Here is a 16393-nt window from a genome sequence, read left to right on the forward strand (position 1 = left end):
ATTCGGGCACCTCTGGCTGTCACACGGGTCGCGTAGTCTCGAAAGAGAACGCGTGAAGAAGATCCCACAGGTCGCGCGTACCTCTACATCCGGACAGGGGAGGGGGCCCACAGTGCTTCTCGACACGTACGGCCGCGTGGCCACTGACCTGCGCGTCTCGCTCACCGACCGGTGCAATCTGCGCTGTACCTACTGCATGCCCGAAGAGGGCCTGCAGTGGCTCGGCAAGTCGGACCTGCTCAGCGACGACGAGATCGTCCGGCTGATCCGCATCGCCGTCACGCAGCTCGGCATCACCGAGGTCCGCTTCACCGGCGGCGAGCCGTTGCTGCGCCCCGGCCTGGTCGGGATCGTCGAGCGGTGCGCGGCCCTCGAACCGCGCCCCAAGATGTCCCTGACCACCAACGGCATCGGTCTCAAGCGCACCGCCCAGGCCCTGAAGGCCGCCGGCCTGGACCGGGTGAACGTCTCCCTGGACACCCTGCGGCCCGAGGTCTTCAAGACCCTCACCCGCCGCGACCGGCACCGGGACGTCATCGACGGGATGGCCGCCGCCCGTGACGCGGGGCTGACCCCCGTCAAGGTCAATGCCGTGCTCATGCCGGGGCTCAACGACGACGAGGCCCCCGACCTCCTCGCCTGGGCCGTGGAGAACGAGTACGAGCTCCGCTTCATCGAGCAGATGCCGCTCGACGCCCAGCACGGCTGGAAGCGCGACGGCATGATCACCGCCGGGGACATCCTGGAGTCCCTGCGCACCCGCTTCACGCTCACCGAGGAGGGGGCCGACGAGCGCGGCTCCGCCCCGGCCGAGCGCTGGGTGGTCGACGGCGGCCCGGCCACCGTCGGCGTCATCGCCTCGGTCACCCGCCCGTTCTGCGGCGCCTGCGACCGCACCCGGCTCACGGCCGACGGCCAGATCCGTACGTGCCTGTTCGCAACCGAGGAGTCGGACCTGCGCGCCGCCCTGCGCTCGGGCGCCCCGGACGAGGAGATCGCCCGCCTGTGGAAGGTGGCGATGTGGGGCAAGAAGGCCGGCTCCGGCCTCGACGACCCGTCCTTCCTCCAGCCCGACCGCCCGATGTCGGCCATCGGCGGCTGAACTCCCCGGTCCAGCACGGGAGTTCAGCGCAGGCGTTCCGAGCCCTCCGGCTGCACCCACTCGTCGATCTTCACGACGTCCTTGAGGAAACCGCGGACCCCCAGGAACTGGGAGAGCTGTTCGCGGTGCTCCTCGCACGCCAGCCAGGTCTTGCGCCGCTCCGGCGTGTGCAGCTTGGGGTTGTTCCACGCGAGGACCCACACGGCCGCTTCGCGGCAGCCCTTGGCGGAGCACACGGGGGTCTCGTCGGGGCCGGAGATGTCAGAGGAAGTCACGGCCCAACCCTAGAACGGAAAGGCGACGCCGAGCAGCCACGGGGGGAGCTGCCCGGCGTCGGTCCGTCGCTCCGACGGGGGATGCGGAGCGCGTAGGCAGTATGTCACGCAGGACCCCGTCGAGTGCACCGGAACTTCATGATTGATCTGAGCTTTTCTTGAGCTTTCCGGCGTCCAGCTCCAGCCGTACGGGAGCCGGCAGGAAGTGCGAGGGCAGCGACGGCGTCGACTCGCGCCCCGCGTTGGCGATCACCACGGCCACGTAGGGCAGCAGGGCGCCGGCGACGAGGGTCACGATCGCCACGGGGCGCTGCACGTTCCACAACAGCACGGTCGCGATGACCGACAGGGTTCTGACGGCCATCGAGATCACATATCGGCGCTGGCGGCCCCGCACGTCCTCGGCGAGGCTCATCCGTGCCCCGGTGATCCTGAAGACCTCGGCCCCGTTCCGCTTCTGCCGCTTCGTCCGCTCCATGCTCCACCACCCGATCGCCCGCCGGGCGGTCCCGGCCCGGACCTCCCACGGTACGCCGCCCCCGTGCACGCGAGGAGAGGGGGCCACCCCTGGCGGACGCTCGGACGGAGTCGTCCGACATGCGCGGTATGTCCCACGGGTCGAGACTGGGCCCACGTGCGCCACCGGGCGCCAGGAGGAGGCTCGACATGCATTGGTTGTGGGCGATCATCGTCGGTTTCGTGCTGGGGCTGATAGCCCGGGCCATCCTGCCGGGCAAGCAGCACCAGCCCCTCTGGCTGACCACCGTGTTCGGCATCATCGGTGGCGTCCTCGGCAACGCGGTGGCCACCTGGATCGGCGTGGAGGAGACCAAGGGCATCGACTGGGTCCGGCACCTGCTCCAGCTCGCCGGAGCCGTGCTCATCGTCGGCGTCGGCGACATGATCTACGTGTCCATGCGGGGCCGCAGACGCCAGCGCGTGTGAGGCGCTCCGCGTGCGTGGCGCTCCCCGTGCGAGGCGCTCCGCGCATGACGCAGGGGCCGGCCGGACGGTGCGTCCGAACCGGCCCCTGTGCCGTGTTCCGTGCCGCGGGACGTCGGTGACGTCCCGCGATCAGGCGCCGACGACCTCGACCGCCGCCAGGTTCTTCTTGCCCCGGCGCAGCACCAGCCAGCGACCGTGCAGCAGGTCCTCCGCGGCCGGAACCGCGTCCTCGGCGGTGACCTTCACGTTGTTCACGTAGGCGCCGCCCTCCTTCACGGTCCGGCGGCCCGCCGACTTGCTCGCGACCAGACCGGTCTCCGCGAGCAGGTCGACCACCGTGCCGAGCTCCGCCACCCGGGCGTGCGGCAGCTCGGACAGGGCCGCGGCCAGCGTGGCCTCGTCCAGCTCCGCCAGCTCGCCCTGGCCGAACAGCGCCTTCGACGCGGCGATCACGGCGGCGCACTGGTCGGCGCCGTGCACCAGCGTGGTCAGCTCCTCCGCCAGCGCCCGCTGGGCGGCACGCGCCTGCGGCCGCTCGGCGGTCTGCGCCTCCAGCTCCTCCAGCTCCTCGCGGGACTTGAAGGACAGGATCCGCATGTAGGTCGAGATGTCCCGGTCGTCCACGTTCAGCCAGAACTGGTAGAACGCGTACGGCGTGGTCATCTCCGGGTCGAGCCAGACGGCCCCGCTCTCGGACTTGCCGAACTTGGTGCCGTCCGCCTTGACCATCAGCGGGGTCGCCAGCGCGTGCACGACCGCGCCCGGCTCGACCCGGTGGATCAGGTCGAGCCCGGCCGTCAGGTTGCCCCACTGGTCGGAGCCGCCCTGCTGGAGCACGCAGCCGTAGCGACGGTACAGCTCCAGGAAGTCCATGCCCTGGAGCAGCTGGTAGCTGAACTCGGTGTAGCTGATGCCCTGGTCGGACTCCAGCCGCTTGGCGACCGAGTCCTTCGTCAGCATCTTGTTGACGCGGAAGTGCTTGCCGATGTCCCGCAGGAACTCGATGGCGGACATGCCCGCCGTCCAGTCCAGGTTGTTCACCATGAGCGCCGCGTTCTCGCCCTCGAAGGACAGGAACGGCTCGATCTGGGTGCGCAGCCGGGTGACCCAGTTCGCGATGGTCTCCGGGTCGTTCAGGGTCCGCTCGGCGGTCGGCCGCGGGTCACCGATCTGCCCGGTGGCCCCGCCCACCAGCGCCAGCGGCCGGTGACCGGCCAGCTGGAGCCGGCGCACGGTGAGCACCTGGACCAGGTGCCCCACGTGCAGCGAGGCGGCCGTCGGGTCGAAACCGCAATAGAACGTGACCGGACCGTCCGCGAAGGCCTTGCGCAGCGCTTCTTCGTCAGTGGACTGGGCGAAGAGCCCACGCCACTTCAGTTCGTCGACGATGTCCGTCACGGTCTCTCGACTCCTTCGGATGATCGGAATTGCAACACTTCGTTGCAACGATCAGTCTAGGTGGGTCAGACGCCCTTGCTGACCGAACTCATGTTGAAGTCCGGGATGCGCAGCGCCGGCATCGCGGCCCGGGTGAACCAGTCGCTCCACTCGCGCGGCAGGGTCTTCTCGGTCCGCCCGGCCTCCGAGGCCCGCGACAGCAGGTCCACCGGGGACTCGTTGAACCGGAAGTTGTTGACCTCGCCGACGACCTGCCCGTTCTCCACCAGGTAGACGCCGTCCCGGGTCAGGCCCGTGAGCAGCAGCGTGGCCGGGTCCACCTCGCGGATGTACCAGAGGCAGGTCAGCAGCAGACCCCGCTCGGTCCCCGCCACCATCTCCTCCAGCGACTTGTCGCCGCCGCCGTCCAGGATCAGGTTCCCGAAGCCGGGGGAGAGGGGCAGCCCGGTCAGCCCGGCGGTGTGCCGGGTCGTGGTCAGCCTGGCCAGCTCGCCGTCGCGGATCCAGTCGGTCGCCGGGACCGGCAGACCGTTGTCGAACACCGAGGCGTCGTCGCCGGAGCTGTGCGCGATCACGAACGGCGCGGACTCCAGGCCCGGCGCGTTCGGGTCGCTGCGCAGGGTCAGCGGCAGCTCGGACAGCTTCTCGCCGAGCCGGGTGCCGCCCCCGGGCTTGGAGAAGACCGTACGGCCCTCCACCGCGTCCCGGGCCGCCGCGGACCACATCTGGTAGATCAGCAGGTCCGCCACCGCCGTCGGCGGCAGCAGCGTCTCGTACCGCCCGGCGGGCAGCTCGATCCTCCGCTCCGCCCAGCCCAGGCGCACGGCGAGCTCCGCGTCCAGCGCGGTCGGGTCCACGTCCTTGAAGTCCCTGGTCGAGCGGCCCGCCCAGGCCGAGCGCTGCCGGTCGGGGGACTTGGCGTTGAGCTCCAGGGTGCCCTTGGGCTGGTCGTGGCGCAGCCGCAGACCCGTCGAGGTGCCGACGTACGTGGAGACCAGCTCGTGGTTGGCGAAGCCGTACAGCTCCCGGCCGCCCGCGCGGGCCCGGGCGAAGGCCTCGCCGAGGGCCGGGGCGAAGTCCGCGAACACCGCCGACGTGGTCTCCGCGGGGGCGTCGGTGAAGTCCGGGGACTGGGGCGTACCGGTGACCAGCGGCTGGGCGTCCTCCGCCGGGCCCGCCCCGCGGGCGGCCGCCTCGGCGGCCCGTACCAGCGGCTCCAGGTCGGCGGCGGTGACGGCGGAGCGCGAGACGACCCCCGAGGCCGTCCCCTCCTTGCCGTCCACCGTGGCGATGACCGTGAGGGTGCGGCCGCGGGTGACGCCGTTGGTGGTGAGCGCGTTGCCCGCCCAGCGCAGGTTCGCGGTCGACTCCTCGTCGGCGATGACGACGCAGCCGTCGGCGGTGGACAGCTCCAGCGCCCGCTCGACGATCTCGTGGGGCTTGGTGGTGCGCATCGACGAGCTCATCGCCCGGCCTCCTGCGTGGTGTTCAGGATGTTCACATCGCGAAACAGCGCGGACGGGCAGCCGTGCGAGACCGCCGCGACCTGGCCCGGCTGGGCCTTGCCGCAGTTGAAGGCGCCGCCCAGGACGTAGGTCTGCGGGCCGCCGACCTTCTCCATCGAGCCCCAGAACTCGGTCGTCGTGGCCTGGTACGCGACATCGCGCAGCTGCCCGGCCAGCCTGCCGTTCTCGATCCGGAAGAACCGCTGGCCGGTGAACTGGAAGTTGTAGCGCTGCATGTCGATCGACCAGGAGCGGTCGCCGACCACGTAGATCCCGCGCTCCACACCGCCGATCAGGTCCTCGGTGGACAGCCCGCCCGGATCCGGCTGGAGCGAGACGTTCGCCATCCGCTGGACGGGCACGTGCGCCGGGGAGTCGGCGAACGCGCAGCCGTTGGAGCGGCCGAGGCCGGTCAGCTTCGCGATCCGCCGGTCCAGCTGGTAGCCGACCAGGGTGCCGTCCTTGACCAGGTCCCAGCTCTGCGCCTCGACGCCCTCGTCGTCGAAGCCGACCGTGGCCAGCCCGTGCTCGGCGGTGCGGTCACCCGTCACGTTCATGATCGGGGAGCCGTACTTGAGCTTGCCCAGCTGGTCGAAGGTGGCGAAGGAGGTCCCCGCGTACGCCGCCTCGTAGCCCAGGGCCCGGTCGAGCTCGGTGGCGTGGCCGATGGACTCGTGGATGGTGAGCCACAGGTTGGACGGGTCCACCACCAGGTCGTAGCGCCCGGCCTGCACGCTCGGCGCCCGCATCTTCTCCGCGAGCAGCCCCGGGATCTGCTCCAGTTCGGAGTCCCAGTCCCAGCCGGTGCCCGTCAGGTACTCCCAGCCGCGGCCCGCCGGCGGTGCGATGGTGCGCATCGAGTCGAACTCGCCGGTGGTGGCGTTCACGGCCACGGCGGTGAGCTGCGGGTGGATCCGGACCCGCTGCTGCGTGGTCACGGTGCCCGCGGTGTCGGCGTAGAACTTGTTCTCGTGGACGGCGAGCAGCGAGGCGTCCACGTGCGCGACCCCGTCGGCCGCCAGCAGCCGCGAGCTCCAGTCGGCCAGCAGCGCCGCCTTCTCCGCGTCCGGTACCTCGAAGGGGTTCACGTCATAGGCGGAGATCCAGGTCTTCTCCGCGTGCACCGGCTCCTCGGCGAGCTCCACGCGCTCGTCGGAACCGGCGGCCCTGATCACCTGGGCGGACAGCTTCGCCATGGCCACGGCCTGCGAGGCCACCTTCGCGGCGGCGTCCATGGTCAGGTCCACACCGGAGGCGAACCCCCAGCTGCCCCCGTGCACCACCCGGACCGCGTATCCGAGGTCGGTGGTGTCGGACCCTCCTGAGGGCTTGGCGTCCCGCAGGCGCCAGGAGGCGCTGCGGATCCGCTCCAGCCGGAAGTCGGCATGCTCGGCGCCCAGCGCGCGGGCCCGGGCGAGCGCCGCGTCGGCGAGCGCCCGCAGGGGCAGCGCGGTGAAGGCCGCGTCGATGGTATGGGGCACGGAAGTCCTCCCGGGGTCGGGGCCGGTCGCCCCGATCATGTCGCGATCGGGGCGCTTGTGCCTACATCTTTCTGTAGGGACTCGACAGACCCCGCAGCGAGGCCCTGTCGGGGACCGATTCTCCGAACGGGCGATCCGACCGATAGGTTTTTGGTATTCAGACCGCTACTCGAAAGGGTGATCCGTTGAGCCGCTCGGTTCTCGTCACCGGAGGAAACCGGGGCATCGGCCTCGCCATCGCCCGAGCTTTCGCAGAGGCCGGCGACAAGGTCGCGATCACGTACCGCTCGGGTGAGCCGCCGCAGGCGCTCACCTCGCTCGGCGTCCTGGCGGTGCGGTGCGACATCACCGACTCCGAGCAGGTGGAGCAGGCCTACAAGCAGATCGAGGACGCGCACGGCGCGGTCGAGGTGCTGGTCGCCAACGCCGGCATCACCAAGGACACGCTGCTGATGCGGATGTCCGAGGAGGACTTCACCGCGGTCGTCGACACCAACCTCACCGGCGCCTTCCGGGTGGTCAAGCGCGCGAACCGCGGCATGCTCCGCGCCAAGAAGGGCCGCGTCGTCCTGATCTCCTCGGTGGTCGGACTCCTCGGCTCGGCGGGACAGGCCAACTACGCCGCCTCCAAGGCCGCGCTGGTCGGCTTCGCCCGCTCGCTCGCCCGCGAACTGGGCTCCCGCAACATCACTTTCAACGTCGTCGCCCCCGGCTTCGTGGACACCGACATGACGAAGGTGCTCACCGACGAGCAGCGCGCCGGCATCGTCGGCCAGGTGCCGCTCGGCCGTTACGCGCAGCCCGAGGAGATCGCGGCCGCCGTCTGCTTCCTGGCGTCCGACAACGCCGCGTACATCACCGGAGCCGTCATTCCCGTTGACGGCGGATTGGGCATGGGTCACTGATCACCATGAGCGGAATCCTTGAGGGCAAGCGCATCCTCGTCACCGGAGTGCTGATGGAGTCCTCCATCGCGTTCCACACCGCCAAGCTGGCCCAGGAGCAGGGCGCCGAGGTCATCCTCACCGCCTGGCCGCGCCCGTCGCTGACCGAGCGCATCGCCAAGAAGCTGCCCAAGCCGGTCAAGGTGATCGAGCTCGACGTCACCAACCAGGAGCACCTGGACCGCCTGGAGGGCCTCGTCCGCGACGAGCTCGGCGGCCTGGACGGTGTCGTGCACTCCATCGGCTTCGCGCCGCAGGACGCGCTCGGCGGAAACTTCCTGAACACCCCGTTCGAGTCGGTCGCCACCGCCATGCACGTCTCGGCGTTCTCGCTGAAGTCGCTGACGATGGCCTGCAAGCCGCTGTTCCCGCAGGAGGGCGCGGCCGTCGTCGGCCTCACCTTCGACGCGCAGTTCGCCTGGCCGCAGTACGACTGGATGGGCCCGGCCAAGGCCGCTCTGGAGGCCACCAGCCGTTACCTCGCCCGTGACCTGGGCAAGGAGAACATCCGCTGCAACCTGATCTCGGCCGGTCCGATCGGTTCCATGGCCGCCAAGTCCATCCCGGGCTTCGGCGAGCTGGCCGAGGTCTGGAACTCCCGCTCGATGCTGGACTGGGACATGAGCGACCCGGAGCCGACCGGCAAGGGCGTCGTCGCCCTGCTGTCGGACTGGTTCCCGAAGACCACCGGCGAGATCATCCACGTCGACGGCGGTCTGCACGCGATGGGTGCCTGACCCCAGGTCAGACCGGCGGTTCCATACGGCGGCGGCCGCGCTCCCTCCAGGGGGCGCGGCCGTCGCCGTTCGCGTGTGCTCGATCGGATGTTCAGCGGCCGATCGGAACTTCCCGAGTCGAAAACCGTGACAGATGCCTGCAAACTGGCCAGGCCGGGATCTTCCCGGCTCCTGCGGGGAGGAGGTACGGGAGTGCGCGCGAGGCCGAGCGGAGCAGTATCGCTGCTGGTCACCTCGGTGATCCTGACCGGACTCCTGATGCCCGGCGCGGCCGCGCAGCCGGCCGCCGACGATCCCGCATCGGGCCCCGAGGCGGTGCCCCCGGCCGTGGTGGAGCTCGCCGAGATCCCCGCCGAGCCCCCCGCACCACCCGCGCGGCCCGCCGCCCGGGACCTCTTCGGAGCGGACTGCGACACCGAGATCCTGGGCTCACAGGTGACGGCGTCCTGCCACAACGCCTACCCCGAGACCGACCTGGTCCGGCTGCACGTCGAATGCGACCGCTGGTGGGACGTGGACGGCGACGGCGCCGCCGTGGCCGTCCGCCCGGCCGGCCGCGTCGAGCTCGTCGGCCGCTGCTGGAAGGAAGTCCGCGCGGCGTGGGTCACCCACCAGCGCCCGTGAGGGCCCCGTCCCCCGCCGTGTCCCCGTCCCCTTCCGCGTTCCCTTCCGCGTTCCCGTCCGCCTTCCGGCCGCGGCACGCGAACGGGTAGCTCGCCGCCTCCGAGGCGGCCGTGTCCCCGTCCCCGCGCCTGATCGCCTCGATCAGCCGGGCGTGGTCCAGATGGTCTGCGGGACTCAGGTCGGTGCCCACGTCCGTCCGCAGCCAGTCGGCCAGCAGGTCGCCCAGGTCCGCGTACAGCTCGATCAGCACCTCGTTGTGCGAGGCCGTCACCACGGCCATGTGCAGGCTCATGTCCGCCGCCACGAACCGGTCCGCGTCCCCACTGGCCCAGGCGTCCTCGCGCCGCGCCAGCAGCGCGTCCAGCTGGACGAGGTCCCGTTCGGTGCGCCGCTCCGCCGCCAGCCGCGCCGCCGAGGACTCCAGCGTCGAGCGCAGCTCGGCGATGTGCCGCGGGTCGGCCCCGGCGAACCGGCGGTGCATCACCCCGGCCAGCTCGCTGGTGGCGAGGACGTACGTCCCCGAGCCCTGCCGGATGTCGAGCAGTCCGTTGTGCGCCAGCGCCCGCACGGCCTCGCGCACGGTGTTGCGGGCGACGCCGAGCAGCTCGACGAGCTCCGGCTCGGTGGGGATGCGGGCGCCGACCGGCCACTCGCCGGAGGTGATCTGGTTGCGCAACTGGGCGATCACCTGGTCGACGAGCGCGGAGCGCCGTGGCGAGGTCAGCGGCATGGGTTCCCCTCTGGAGCGATTGGACAACCAATCATCCCATGATTCTATGATGGTGGGATGCGTGACGACGACATACAGACGCTCGACCGGCCCGCCGGGGGCCACCGGCCCTCCCGGCAGGCCACCGCCGCACCCACCCCGCAGCCCCCCGTGCACCCCGCCTGGCTCGGGCCGGTGCTCCTCGTCGGAATCGTGCTCGCCGCCCTCAACCTGCGGCCCGCCATCACCAGCCTCGGCGCCCTCTTCGAGGAGACCCGCACCGGTCTGGGCATGAGCGGCACCGTCGCCGGACTGATCACCTCCGTCCCCGCCCTGTGCTTCGCCGTCTTCGGCGTCACCGCGCCCCGGCTCTCCCGCCGCTTCGGCCCCGCCGCCGTGGTCTGCGCCGGCATGGCCGCCATCGCCACCGGACTGCTGGTCCGGCCCTTCGCGACGGGCGCCGCCGGCTTCCTCGCCGCCAGCGCCCTGTCCCTGGCCGGCATCGCCCTCACCAACGTCCTGCTCCCGGTGATCGTCAAGCGCTACTTCCCGGACCGGGTCGGCACGATGACCGGCCTGTACTCCATGGCCCTGGCCGCCGGCACCTCGCTCGCCGCCGCCACGACCGTCCCGCTCACCGCCGCCCTCGGCGGCAGCTGGCGCACCGGCCTGCTCCTGTGGGCCGCGCTCGCGGTCATCGCCGTCATCCCCTGGCTGCCCATCGCCCGCGCCTCCCGCAGGCAGGAACGGGCGGCGGCGTCCGCCTCCGGCCCGGCCGGGTCGGTGGGCGCCGACGCGGGCCCGCGGGTCGTCCGCAGCCGCACCGCCTGGGCCCTGGCCTGCTACTTCGGCCTCCAGGCCACGGGTGCGTACATCACCATGGGCTGGCTCCCGCAGATCTTCCGGGACGCCGGGGTCTCCGCCTCCACCGCCGGAGTGCTCCTCGCCGTCACCATGGTCATGGGAGTCCCGCTCGCCTTCGTCATCCCCGGCCTCGCCGGCCGGATGAAGAACCAGGGCGCCATCGCCGTCACCCTCGGCGCCTTCGGCCTCACCGGCTACCTCGGGCTCTACCTCGCCCCCGCCGCCGGCGCCTGGGCCTGGGCGCTCCTGCTCGGCGTCTCCAACTGCGCCTTCCCGCTCGTCATCACCCTCATCGGACTGCGCGCCAAGTCCCCCGCCGGCGTGGTCAAGCTCTCCGCCTTCGCCCAGAGCACCGGCTACCTCATCTCCATCCCCGGCCCCCTGGTGATCGGCACCCTCTACCAGCACAGCGGCGGCTGGGACCTGCCGCTCGCCCTCATGGCCGGACTGCTCGTACCGCAGATCGCGCTCGGCGTCCTGGCCGGGCGGGACCGCACGATCGAGGACGAATGCGGCATGCGAGACTGACCGGTATGTCGCCCGTACTTGAACCGAACCCGCAGAACGGCCGCAGGAAGCTCGGCCTCGTCCTCGGCGCGATGCTCGCCGTGAGCCTGATCATCGGCGTCATCGCGACGATCGCCTCCCCCTGACCCCGGGAACCCGGGGGCGGTGGTGGGGATAACCCCCCTTCCCCTAGGGGGTCAGGCTCAGGGACGAGTGGGGTGTGCCCCGGATGGGAACCGCCCCTTCGGATCCATAGATTCGAAGGCAGCGAGTCAGTCCCGTCCACACCCTCGGAGGCGGCCATGTCGGCCCCCACGCACACCCGGTCCCTCCCGCCCGGCCCCCGGGCACACGCCGCAGCCGGCGCGGGCGCCCGGCTGCACTGGTGGGCGCTGGCCCTGCCGCTGCTCGCCTTCACCTGCCTGCTGCTGCTCCTCCCGGGCTCCGGCGAGGCCCACGCCGCCACCGGCGAGGTCTCCTCGCTGACGCAGGTCGTGACGCAGATCCTGCGCGCCGTCGGCTGATCTCGCGCGCGTCCCAGCCGCCGGGTGCGCCCTCCAACACCCTGCGCCCCGTGGCTCGTTTCATGCGAAGCTGGGAGCCATGAGCGCCGACACATCCCGCAGGATCGCCCTCCTCCGGCACGCCAAGGCCGACTGGCCCGAGGTGGCCGACCACGACCGTCCGCTGGCGGAACGAGGCCGCAAGGACGCGCCGGCCGTCGGTCTGAAGCTCGCCGACACCGGCATCGCCTTCGACCTGGCCCTCTGCTCCACGTCCGCCCGCACCCGCGAGACCTGGAAGCTCGCCGTCCAGGAGATGCCGCACCGGCCGAAGACCCACTACGAGGAACGGCTCTACGACGCCTCGCTGGGCGAGCTCATCGCCCTGCTGAACGAGACCTCCGACGAGGTCCGCGACCTCCTCGTCATCGGCCACAACCCCGGCATGCACGCCCTCGCCGACGCCCTCTCGGGCCGCGCGGAGGGCGACACCCTGGCGCGCATGGCCCGTACGGGATTCCCGACCGCCGCGCTCGCCGTGGTCTCGTTCACCGGCTCGTGGAAGTCCCTGGAGCACGGGGTGGGCACCCTGGTCGACTACTGGACCCCCAAGGGGCACTGACCACCGGGCATCCACCGGACACCCACCGGGGATCTCCTCCGCGTGAGCGGGCCCCGGCCGCCACACCGGCGGCCGGGGCCCGTACGCGTCCTGCGGATCAGGCCAGGTCGGCGGCCTCGACCTCCTCGCGGGTGATCCCGAGCAGGTAGAGCACCGCGTCCAGGAAGGGCACGTTCACCGCCGTGTGGGCGGCCTCGCGGACCACGGGCTTGGCGTTGAAGGCCACGCCCAGCCCGGCCGCGTTGAGCATGTCCAGGTCATTGGCCCCGTCACCGACGGCCACCGTCTGGGCCAGCGGTACGCCGGCCTCCGCGGCGAAACGGCGCAGCAGCCGGGCCTTGCCCGCCCGGTCCACGATCTCGCCGGTGACCCGGCCCGTCAGCTTCCCGTCGACGATCTCCAGCGTGTTGGCGGCGGCGAAGTCCAGGCCCAGCCGCTCCCGCAGGTCGTCCGTCACCTGGGTGAAGCCGCCGGAGACCACGCCCACCTGGTAGCCGAGCCGCTTGAGCGTCCGGATCAGCGTCCGGGCACCCGGGGTCAGCTGCACCTCGGCGCGCACCTTGTCCACGACGGAGGCGTCCAGCCCGGCGAGCAGCGCGACACGGGCGTGCAGCGACTGCTCGAAGTCCAGCTCGCCGCGCATGGCCCGCTCGGTGACCTCGGCGACCTCGGCCTCGCAGCCCGCGTGCGCGGCGAAGAGCTCGATGACCTCGTCCTGGATCAGGGTCGAGTCCACGTCCATGACGACCAGGCGCTGGGCCCGGCGGTGCAGCCCGGCCGAGACCACGGCCACGTCCACGCCGATGTGCGAGGCGGCGGTCGCCAGCTCGGTGCGCAGCGGCTCGGTCTCCACGCCGGAGACGGCGAATTCGACGGCCGTGACCGGATACTTCGCGAGCCGGAAAATACGGTCGATGTTGCCGCCGGTCGCGGTGATCCGGGAGGCGATGGCGGCGGTGGACTCGGCGGTGAGCGGGTGTCCGAGGACGGTGACGTGGGAGCGGCCGCTGCCGCGGGGCCGGTTGTCACCGGTACCGGAGAGGATCTCGGCCTGCATCTTGAGGGACTCGGCCCAGCTGTGGACGGTGGCCCGCAGGTCACCCTCCAGCCCGCCGGCGGGCTCGGTGACGAGGGCGCACAGGACGATGCGGCCACGGGTGACGACCTGCTCGATGTCGACGACGTCGACGGAGTAGGCGGCGAGGGTGTCGAACAGCCCGGCGGTGATCCCGGGACGGTCCTTGCCGAAGATCTTGACGAGGAGGGTGGGGACGTCGGAGGTCTGCGATGCGCTCATGGTGCTCTCACCGTATCTTCCCGGGTCCCCTGACAGGACCCCCGTCCCATTTCGTGAACGCGGTGTGCCGCCGGCCGGCCGCCGCCCGCCGCGCCGGGCGCGGCCCGGGGCAGGTCCGCCCCCGCCGCCAGGACCACCGCGGCGAGAAGTCCCGTATCTGACTCTCCGGGTGACTTTCGACCCCGTCAACGGACAGGCCCGGCCGCCCCGGCAAGGCCCGGATTCCACATACGGCTGTGGGCCTGAAATAGTTCCCCCGGATGTTCGCCATCCCTAGACTCCCTGACGTCATGGGGGATTCTCGGGGGACTTAAGTGGGGCTGGAGTGCCGGAACTCGTACTGGAATTGAATGGAAGGACCTGGACGCTCGATCCGTCCAGGTCGTACTCGCTGGGGCGTGATCCCCAGGGAGACGTGGTGATCGACGATGCGCGGGTGTCGTGGAGGCACGCCACCATCGCCTGGAACGGCCAGGGTTGGGGGATCGAGGACCACGGCAGCACCAACGGCACCTACGTGCACGGGGCCCGGGTCCAGCAGACCGCACTCGTGCCCGGCACGCCGGTGCACCTGGGCAACGCCACCGACGGACCGCGGCTGAATCTGAGCGCGGCCGCCGCGGCGGCGCCGCAGCCGCAGCACGCGCAGCAGCCGGCCGCGGCCCAGGCGTACGCCCAGCCGCAGGCCCCGGCCTACCAGGCCCCGCAGCAGCAGGCCTGGGAACAGCAGCAGCACGCACAGCCGCAGCAGCACGCGCAGCAGCCGCAGGTGCACCTCCCGCACCAGCAGGCCGCCGCCGCACCCCGTCCCGCGCAGGGCGGGGCACCCGCCTACGGCGACCGCAGCCCGACGACGTTCCACCAGCTCTCGCTGGGCCACGTCATGCGGATCGGCCGTGCGCTGGAGAACGAGCTGGTGGTCTCCGACCTCCAGGTCTCCCGCCACCACGCCGAGTTCCGCTCGATGCCGGGCGGCCGCTTCGAGATCCACGACCTCGGCAGCCACAACGGCACCTACGTCAACGGTCAGCCGCTGCCCAAGTCCGGCACCGTGCTGCTCGGCCCGAACGACATCGTCGGCGTCGGCCACTCGACCTTCCGGATCGTCGGCGACCGCCTCGAGGAGTTCGTCGACACCGGCGAGGTCTCCTTCTCGGCCCGCCACCTCACGGTCACGGTCGAGGGCGGCAAGCAGATCCTCAAGGACGTCACCTTCGGCGTCCCGGAGAAGTCGCTGATCGGCGTCATCGGCCCCTCCGGCTCCGGCAAGTCGACGCTGCTCAAGGCGCTGACCGGCTACCGGCCCGCCGACCAGGGCGACGTCCTGTACGACAACCGCAACCTGTACAAGCAGTTCGCGGAGCTCCGCCAGCGCATCGGCCTGGTCCCGCAGGACGACATCCTGCACAAGGAGCTGACCGTACGGACGGCGCTGAAGTACGCGGCCAAGCTCCGCTTCCCCGGCGACACCGCCGAGTCCGAGCGCGCCGCACGCATCGACGAGGTGCTGCGCGAGCTCAAGCTCGACATCCACAAGGACAAGAAGATCACCGCGCTCTCGGGTGGTCAGCGCAAGCGCGTGTCCGTGGCCCTGGAGCTGCTCACCAAGCCGTCGCTGATCTTCCTGGACGAGCCGACCTCCGGCCTCGACCCGGGCATGGACCGCGACGTCATGCAGCTGCTGCGCGGCCTGGCCGACGACGGCCGCACGGTCCTCGTCGTGACCCACTCGGTGGCCGAGCTGGCCATCTGCGACAAGCTGCTGGTCATGGCCCCGGGCGGTTCGGTCGCGTACTTCGGCCCGCCGGACGAGGCGCTGAACTTCTTCGGCTACACCACGTGGGCGGACGTGTTCTCGGCCTTCGAGAACTACCGCGACTACGACTGGGCCGGCCGCTGGAAGGGCTCCCAGCACTACCAGCTGTACGCCGCCGACATCGACGCGGTCGCGCCCCAGTCGGTCGCCATGCCGCCGGTCCAGCAGATGCGCCCGACCAAGCCGCAGGGCTGGGGATCGCAGCTGTGGACGCTGATCCGCCGCTACGTCTCGGTGATCGCCTCGGACAAGGGCTTCCTGGCCCTGATGGTGCTGCTGCCCGCGGTCCTGGGCGTGGTCTCCACGGTGATCCCCGCGAAGTTCGGCCTCGCGCCGCCGGTCGCGCCGTCCCGCTTCAACGGGGACGCCGGCACGATCATGCTGATCCTCGCGGTCGGCATGTGCTTCTCGGGCGCCGCCAACTCGGTCCGCGAGCTGATCAAGGAACGCGTGATCTACGAGCGTGAGCGGGCGACCGGCCTCTACCGGTCCGCGTACCTCATGTCGAAGGTGATCGTCCTCGGCATCATCACGGCCATCCAGGGCGTGATCATCTGCGCGATCGGCTTCTTCCCGCGCGACCTGCCCACCGAGGGCCTGATCATGCCGCCGGCCGTCGAGATCTGCCTGTCGGTCATCGCGCTCGGCTTCACCTCGATGATGTTCGGCCTGGTGATCTCCTCGCTGGTGAAGACCGCCGAGAAGACCATGCCGCTGCTGGTCATGTTCGCGATCGTCCAGGTCGTGTTCACCGGTATCCTCTTCCAGGTCTACGACTCGCCGGGCCTGGAGCAGTTCGCCTGGCTGATGCCGTCCCGCTGGGCCATCGCCGCCGCCGGCACCACGCTGAACCTCGGCCAGCTCATGCCGCCGTGGGACGCCGACAACCCGACCAACACGGACCCGCTGTGGGACGCGACGGTCGGCCAGTGGAGCCTGAACATCACCATCCTGCTGCTCATCGGCATCGCCTGCGGTTTCGCGGTCCAGCGCCTGCTGCGCCGCCACGAGCCGGAGGTCATGCGGGCCGGCAAGTAACCCGGCCGGCAGCACCCGCGCGAAAC

At 71.2% G+C, this 16393-nt stretch carries 17 protein-coding genes; 10 read left to right on the forward strand and 7 right to left on the reverse strand.

The window, feature by feature from the left end; all coding sequences use genetic code 11:
• The first annotated feature begins 112 nt into the window (after window positions 1-112).
• Entirely contained in the window at window positions 113-1102 is a 990-nt protein-coding gene (moaA, locus tag ACF059_RS27040) for a GTP 3',8-cyclase MoaA (RefSeq protein WP_366868996.1), read from the forward strand.
• 23 nt (window positions 1103-1125) lie between these two features.
• Here the strand turns inward: moaA and ACF059_RS27045 are convergent, their stop codons facing one another.
• Together ACF059_RS27045 and ACF059_RS27050 are read right to left on the reverse strand one after the other, a co-directional pair.
• A complete protein-coding gene (locus ACF059_RS27045; RefSeq protein ID WP_392061943.1) occupies window positions 1126-1362 on the reverse strand; it encodes a hypothetical protein in 237 nt (78 codons plus the stop codon).
• Between the two features lie 151 nt (window positions 1363-1513).
• On the reverse strand, window positions 1514-1855 hold the full coding sequence (locus ACF059_RS27050) for a DUF3099 domain-containing protein (RefSeq protein ID WP_392061832.1): 342 nt from the start codon (window positions 1853-1855) through the stop codon (window positions 1514-1516).
• Window positions 1856-2043: 188 nt separating this feature from the next.
• On the opposite strand from ACF059_RS27050, the gene ACF059_RS27055 reads away from it, so the two are divergent.
• Complete coding sequence (locus ACF059_RS27055; RefSeq protein ID WP_392061835.1) at window positions 2044-2322, forward strand: GlsB/YeaQ/YmgE family stress response membrane protein; 279 nt, start codon at window positions 2044-2046, stop codon at window positions 2320-2322.
• Between the two features lie 129 nt (window positions 2323-2451).
• On the opposite strand, the gene tyrS is transcribed toward ACF059_RS27055, so the two are convergent.
• The 3 genes from tyrS to ACF059_RS27070 all read right to left on the reverse strand — a co-directional run bounded on the left by tyrS (window position 2452) and on the right by ACF059_RS27070 (window position 6706).
• Window positions 2452-3720, reverse strand: a complete 1269-nt coding sequence (gene tyrS / locus ACF059_RS27060; RefSeq protein WP_392061838.1) for a tyrosine--tRNA ligase — start codon at window positions 3718-3720, stop codon at window positions 2452-2454.
• A 65-nt stretch (window positions 3721-3785) separates the two neighbouring features.
• The gene (locus tag ACF059_RS27065) at window positions 3786-5186 is read right to left on the reverse strand and encodes a metallopeptidase TldD-related protein (protein ID WP_392061841.1); all 1401 of its coding nucleotides are present in this window, start codon (window positions 5184-5186) and stop codon (window positions 3786-3788) included.
• Window positions 5183-6706 (reverse strand): TldD/PmbA family protein, encoded by a 1524-nt coding sequence (locus ACF059_RS27070; protein WP_366869002.1) that lies wholly within the window; start codon window positions 6704-6706, stop codon window positions 5183-5185. The genes ACF059_RS27065 and ACF059_RS27070 overlap by 4 nt, the downstream gene beginning before the upstream one ends.
• Window positions 6707-6891: 185 nt before the next feature.
• On the opposite strand from ACF059_RS27070, the gene fabG reads away from it, so the two are divergent.
• The 3 genes from fabG to ACF059_RS27085 all read left to right on the forward strand — a co-directional run bounded on the left by fabG (window position 6892) and on the right by ACF059_RS27085 (window position 9011).
• Window positions 6892-7611: a 3-oxoacyl-[acyl-carrier-protein] reductase gene (fabG, locus tag ACF059_RS27075; RefSeq protein ID WP_392061844.1), complete on the forward strand. Its 720-nt coding sequence runs from the start codon at window positions 6892-6894 to the stop codon at window positions 7609-7611.
• A gap of 5 nt (window positions 7612-7616) precedes the next feature.
• The gene (gene fabI / locus ACF059_RS27080) at window positions 7617-8387 is read left to right on the forward strand and encodes an enoyl-ACP reductase FabI (protein ID WP_360899520.1); all 771 of its coding nucleotides are present in this window, start codon (window positions 7617-7619) and stop codon (window positions 8385-8387) included.
• Between the two features lie 192 nt (window positions 8388-8579).
• Complete coding sequence (locus ACF059_RS27085; protein ID WP_392061846.1) at window positions 8580-9011, forward strand: hypothetical protein; 432 nt, start codon at window positions 8580-8582, stop codon at window positions 9009-9011.
• Here the strand turns inward: ACF059_RS27085 and ACF059_RS27090 are convergent.
• Window positions 8992-9741: a FadR/GntR family transcriptional regulator gene (locus ACF059_RS27090; RefSeq protein ID WP_392061849.1), complete on the reverse strand. Its 750-nt coding sequence runs from the start codon at window positions 9739-9741 to the stop codon at window positions 8992-8994. The genes ACF059_RS27085 and ACF059_RS27090 overlap by 20 nt on opposite strands.
• Before the next feature lie 57 nt (window positions 9742-9798).
• Here ACF059_RS27090 and ACF059_RS27095 point away from each other — a divergent pair, with 57 nt between their 5' ends.
• From ACF059_RS27095 to ACF059_RS27110, 4 genes are all read left to right on the forward strand, one after another.
• Complete coding sequence (locus tag ACF059_RS27095; RefSeq protein ID WP_392061851.1) at window positions 9799-11112, forward strand: CynX/NimT family MFS transporter; 1314 nt, start codon at window positions 9799-9801, stop codon at window positions 11110-11112.
• A gap of 5 nt (window positions 11113-11117) precedes the next feature.
• Window positions 11118-11237, forward strand: coding sequence for an SGM_5486 family transporter-associated protein (locus ACF059_RS27100; protein WP_361947026.1), 120 nt, complete (start codon window positions 11118-11120; stop codon window positions 11235-11237).
• A 156-nt stretch (window positions 11238-11393) separates the two neighbouring features.
• The gene (locus ACF059_RS27105; protein WP_366869007.1) at window positions 11394-11615 is read left to right on the forward strand and encodes a hypothetical protein; all 222 of its coding nucleotides are present in this window, start codon (window positions 11394-11396) and stop codon (window positions 11613-11615) included.
• A gap of 79 nt (window positions 11616-11694) precedes the next feature.
• On the forward strand, window positions 11695-12216 hold the full coding sequence (locus ACF059_RS27110; RefSeq protein ID WP_392061854.1) for a SixA phosphatase family protein: 522 nt from the start codon (window positions 11695-11697) through the stop codon (window positions 12214-12216).
• A gap of 97 nt (window positions 12217-12313) precedes the next feature.
• Here ACF059_RS27110 and serB read toward each other — a convergent pair whose 3' ends face one another.
• The gene (serB, locus tag ACF059_RS27115) at window positions 12314-13513 is read right to left on the reverse strand and encodes a phosphoserine phosphatase SerB (RefSeq protein WP_392061857.1); all 1200 of its coding nucleotides are present in this window, start codon (window positions 13511-13513) and stop codon (window positions 12314-12316) included.
• 325 nt (window positions 13514-13838) lie between these two features.
• Between serB and ACF059_RS27120 the strand changes: the two genes are divergently transcribed.
• Entirely contained in the window at window positions 13839-16367 is a 2529-nt protein-coding gene (locus tag ACF059_RS27120) for an FHA domain-containing protein (RefSeq protein WP_392061860.1), read from the forward strand.
• The last annotated feature ends 26 nt before the right edge of the window (window positions 16368-16393 follow it).

Source organism: Streptomyces sp. NPDC016562, assembly GCF_043076955.1.
Lineage (GTDB): Bacteria > Actinomycetota > Actinomycetes > Streptomycetales > Streptomycetaceae > Streptomyces.